The 1,430-nt window shown below is 63.4% G+C and carries 1 protein-coding gene; it reads left to right on the forward strand.

Going from position 1 to position 1,430, the window contains the following annotated elements; genetic code table 11:
• Nucleotides 1-115 precede the first annotated feature (115 nt).
• A complete protein-coding gene (locus NKI59_RS34880) occupies nucleotides 116-1,144 on the forward strand; it encodes an IS110 family RNA-guided transposase (RefSeq protein ID WP_352532767.1) in 1,029 nt (342 codons plus the stop codon).
• The last annotated feature ends 286 nt before the right edge of the window (nucleotides 1,145-1,430 follow it).

Here is a 1,430-nt window from a genome sequence, read left to right on the forward strand (position 1 = left end):
TTCAACAGATGGGGTGATTGGGGTCTCGCCCGAGCCAAGGTGCGGGCGGCTGCTCCTGTATGGATGTTAGAACGTGGTCGCCTTGGAGCGCCACAAACATCGGGAAGGAGCAGCCGTGAAGTATTTTGCTGGATTAGACGTATCTTTGGAAGAGACCGCGATTTGCGTCGTCGATGAGAGCAGTCAGATCGTGAAGGAAACACGAGCGGCGAGCGAACCACAGGCCTTGTCCGATGCGTTGCGGAAGCTCGATCTGCCGCTGGAGCGCATCGGGCTTGAAGCGTGCTCGCTGACGGCCTGGCTTCACGATGGATTGTGCGCCGAAGGTCTGCCTGCGATCTGCATCGAGACGCGCCAAGCCAATGCGGCCATGAAGACGATGCCGAACAAGACCGATCGCAACGACGCCCGCGCGCTTGCGCAGATCATGCGCACGGGCTGGTATCGGCAGGTGCATGTCAAGAGCCGGCAATGCCGGCTGTGGCGTGCGCTGCTGGTTGCCCGCCGGACGGTGCTGAACGAGATGCGCAGCATCGAGAATGTCGTGCGCGCCATGCTGCGAGAGGCCGGCGTCAAGCTCGGTACGCCGTCGCGCACCGCCTTTGCTGATCGCGTGCGCGAACTGGCCAGTGCCGAGGTGATGGCGATGGTCGAGCCGCTGCTTACGATCCTCGGCACCATGCTCAAGGAGTTCGCCCGGCTGACCAAGAAGGTTCTCGACATCGTCCGCAAGGAGGAGGTCTGCCGGCGGCTGATGAGCGCGCCAGGCGTTGGTCCGATTACGGCGCTCGCCTTCCGCGCCACGATCGACCGGCCGGAGCGGTTCGGCTCCTCGCGGGCGGTGGGAGCGCATCTGGGGCTGACGCCAGCGCGATACCAATCCGGTGAGACCGACATCCAGGGCAAGGTCAGCCGCTGTGGCGACGAGCTCGCCCGCACAGCACTCTACGAGGCAGCCCATTCACTGCTTGTGCGTTCCAAAAAGTGGTCGAGCTTGCGCGCCTGGGGCATGAACATCGCCAGACGCCGCGGCATGGCGCGGGCGCGGGTGGCGGTGGCCCGCAAGCTGGCCGTCATCCTGCACCGCATGTGGGCCGACGCAACCGAATTCCGCTTTGGAAAGGAAGCCGCCGGATCGGCATGAAATAGCGCAAGGAACAAAAACGAACACAGACAGTGGTTCGCCCGCGAGGGTGATCTGGATCGTTCCCGTGGGGACGATGGGCAAGGCGATCTCGTTAGCAGGCACGATCCTGGGCGAAGTCTCCCAAGGTCGTTCAACAGATTGAGACGCCTCGCTCTCCTGACCCCATCATGCGGCGGCTCCGCGCCGACCGCGAAGAGAAGCGAGTGACCCGCGGGGCGACATGGTCCGGAAAAAAGACAGGAAACGCTTGACCTCACCGACCCCAATCAGAGAAGCCTGCTAG

Source organism: Mesorhizobium sp. M0598 (genome assembly GCF_040320865.1).
Classification (GTDB): Bacteria; Pseudomonadota; Alphaproteobacteria; order Rhizobiales; family Rhizobiaceae; genus Mesorhizobium.